This is a genomic window from Brevibacterium rongguiense, from assembly GCF_009857845.1.
Taxonomy (GTDB): Bacteria; Actinomycetota; Actinomycetes; order Actinomycetales; family Brevibacteriaceae; genus Brevibacterium; species Brevibacterium rongguiense.
This window is the reverse complement of sequence record NZ_WWEQ01000110.1, coordinates 1-3,354: the sequence shown is the minus strand read 5'-3', so window position 1 is coordinate 3,354 and position 3,354 is coordinate 1. Positions and strand designations below refer to the sequence as shown.

Below are 3,354 nucleotides of genomic sequence, written 5' to 3'. Positions count from 1 at the left end.
CCCGTCGGCCGCGCGCAGCCAGGCGAGTTCGTAGCCCGTCGTCCGTCACCTAGCAGGAGGCCGCACGCCGCCTTGCACTCGGCCGCCCACGCCCGGGGATCGGCCGCCGGGAAGGTCACATGGTCGGGGGGCCGCCGGGGCGCCCCCGACTCCGGTGGCCAGGTCGAGCGGCGCGCGGCCGCCCGCCGGGCCGTGCGGCCGCGCCTGGAGTACCCGCCCGAGCTTCCCGTCAGCGCCGAGCGCGAGGAGATCGCGGCCGCGATCCGGGACAACCAGGTCGTCATCGTGGCCGGTGAGACGGGTTCGGGCAAGACCACCCAGCTGCCCAAGATCTGCATGGAGCTGGGCTACGGCATCGAGGGCATGATCGGCCACACCCAGCCGCGGCGCATCGCCGCCCGCGCCGTGGCCTCCCGGCTGGCCGAGGAGACCCGCCTGGAGCTCGGCCACGGGATCGGCTACCAGGTGCGCTTCACCTCCGAGGTCGACGATTCGACCCGCGTGAAGGTCATGACCGACGGCATCCTGCTCGCGGAGCTGCGCCACGACCCGCAGCTGCGCGCCTACGACGTCATCATCATCGACGAGGCCCACGAGCGCAGCCTCAACATCGACTTCCTCCTGGGCTTCCTCGCCCGGCTGCTGCCCCAGCGCCCGGACCTCAAGGTCATCATCACCTCCGCCACGATCGACCCCGAGTCGTTCGCCGCCCACTTCGACAACGCCCCGATCATCCGCGTGAGCGGCCGGACCTACCCCGTCGAGCTGCGCTACCGGCCGGTCGGCCAGGAGGCCGCCGACGCCGCTGCCGGGCGCGCGGGCGAGGACGACGAGGAGCCCGCCCAGGACGAGCCCGTGGTCCCCGATGCCGCCGACCAGCTCGAGGGCATCATCGCCGCCTTCGACGAGCTGCGCGCCGAGGCGCCCGGCGACATCCTCGTCTTCCTCTCCGGCGAGCGCGAGATCCGCGACGCCGCCGAGGCGCTCGAGGCCCACCTGCAGCGCGGGTCCGCCGCGGCGCGGCAGTGGGAGATCGTGCCGCTGTTCGGGCGGCTCTCCGCCGGCGACCAGCAGCGGGTCTTCGCCCCGCACTCGCGCCCCCGCGTCGTGCTGGCCACGAACGTCGCCGAGACCTCGCTGACCGTGCCGGGCATCGTCTACGTCATCGACGCGGGCACCGCGCGGATCTCCCGCTACTCCAATCGCACGAAGGTCCAGCGCCTGCCCATCGAGCCGATCTCCCAGGCCAGCGCCCGCCAGCGCGCCGGCCGCTCCGGGCGCACCAGCCCCGGCATCGCGATCCGGCTGTACTCCGAGGCGGACTTCGCGGCACGCCCCGAGTACACGGACCCGGAGATCCTGCGCACGAACCTCGCCAGCGTCATCCTCCAGATGGTCTCGCTGGGCTTCGCCCGCACCGAGGCGGAGATCGCCTCGTTCCCGTTCCTCACTCCGCCCGAGCCCAAGGCGGTGCGCGACGGCCGGACGCTCCTCGCGGAGCTCGGTGCGCTCACCGTCGACGGCGGCCGGCTGGCGCTCACCCAGCTGGGGCGCATTCTGGCCCGCGTGCCGGTCGACCCGCGCCTGGCGCGCATGATCCTCGCCGGCGCGCAGCACGACTGCGCGGGCGAGGTCACCGCGATCGTCGCGGCCCTGTCCATCCAGGACCCCCGCGAGCGGCCCGCCGAGCACCGCGGCGAGGCCGATGCGCTCCACGCGCGCTTCGCCGATGCCCGCTCGGACTTCCTGTCCTACCTCCATCTGTGGGACTGGATCCAGGACCAGTCGGCGCGCCTGTCGAGCTCGAAGTTCCGCCGCAAGTGCCGGGCGGAATACCTCAACTACGTGCGCATCCGCGAGTGGCAGGACCTCGTGGGCCAGCTGCGCTCCATGCTCGGCTCCGCAGGCGTGCACGTGCCGCGCCCGCCCCGCCTGGAGTCCAACCCCGCGCTCGCGGACGAGCACGAGGCGCCCGGCGGCCAGAAGCCCGCGGGCGCAGCGCCCTCGGACGGCAAGGACAAGCGGCGCGGGGCACCGCGGATGGAGCGCGGCAAGCCCGCCAAGCGCCCCTACTCCCAGCGCGAGGCGGACATCCACAAGAGCCTCATCACGGGCCTGCTGTCGATGTTCGGCGTCAAGGTGCCCGAGGGGCGCGGGGACTACCAGGGCGCGCGCGGCACGCGCATGCGCATCTTCCCCGGCTCCACGCTGTTCAAGCAGGGCCCCGACGTCATCGTCGCCGCCGAGCTCGTCGAGACGAGCCGGCTGTGGGCGCGCACGTGCGCCGAGGTGGACCCCGAGTGGATCGTGCAGGCGGCCGGCCCGCTGGCCAAGCACCAGTACGGCGAGCCCCACTGGTCGACGAAGACCGGCTCCGCGATGGCCTATGACCGCGTGTCCCTGTACGGCGTCCCGCTCATCGGCGACCGCCGCGTGGGCTATGGGGCGATCAACCCCGTCGAGGCGCGCGAGCTGTTCATCCGCCACGCCCTCATCGCGGGGGAGTGGAGCGCACACCACGCGTTCCTCCAGCACAACGCCCGCGCCCTGCGCGAGGCCGAGGAGCTGGCCTCGCGGGTGCGCTCGCGGCGCCTGCTGGCCGGCGACGACGTCCTCTTCGACTTCTACGACGCCCGCCTGCCGGAGACGGTCGTCTCCGCCGCGCACTTCGAGTCCTGGTGGAAGACCGCGCAGCGGGAGGACCCGGGGCTGCTCGACATTTCCGCCGAGTCCCTGCTCGCCGACGACTCCGAGGTGAGCGCAGACGTCGCGGCGGACTATCCGCTCCAGTGGGAGCTGCCGGGCGGGGCGAGCGCCAAGCTGCGCTACGCGTTCGAGCCCGGCAGCTCCGCCGACGGCGTGACGGTGGAGCTGAGCGAGCAGGCGGCCCTGGGTGCGGACCCGGACCTCTTCACCTGGCAGGTGCCGGGCCTGCGCGAAGAGCTCATCACCGCCCTCATCCGCTCCCTGCCCAAGGGCAAGCGGCGCTACTTCGTGCCCGCGCCGGATGTCGCGCGGGCGATTCGGGGCGAGCTCACCCCGTACGAGGGGGCCCTGCCGCGGGCCCTCGCGGACGCGCTGAGCGCACGCGCCGGCGGTGGTGAGCTCCACGACCTCGTCCCCATCACGATCGCCCCCGAGGACTTCGACCTGTCCCGGCTGCCCGCACACCTGCGACTGAGCTTCGCGATCGTCGCGGGCTCCGGGCGCCGGCGACGAGTGCTGGCCCGCGGTGAGGACCTGCGCGCCCTCCAGGCGCAGCTGCGCGCAGCCGAGGGCGCGCGGCCAGGCCAGGGGCGGCGCTCCGATTCCCCCGCGGGGCAGGACTCCGCCGCGCCCGGCGGGCAGCCGCCC

1 protein-coding gene is annotated in these 3,354 nt (G+C 74.1%); it reads left to right on the top strand.

Going from position 1 to position 3,354, the window contains the following annotated elements; all coding sequences use genetic code 11:
- Positions 1-72 precede the first annotated feature (72 nt).
- On the top strand, positions 73-3,354 hold a 3,282-nt coding region (hrpA, locus tag GSY69_RS13605; protein WP_160954370.1), incomplete at its 3' end, for an ATP-dependent RNA helicase HrpA.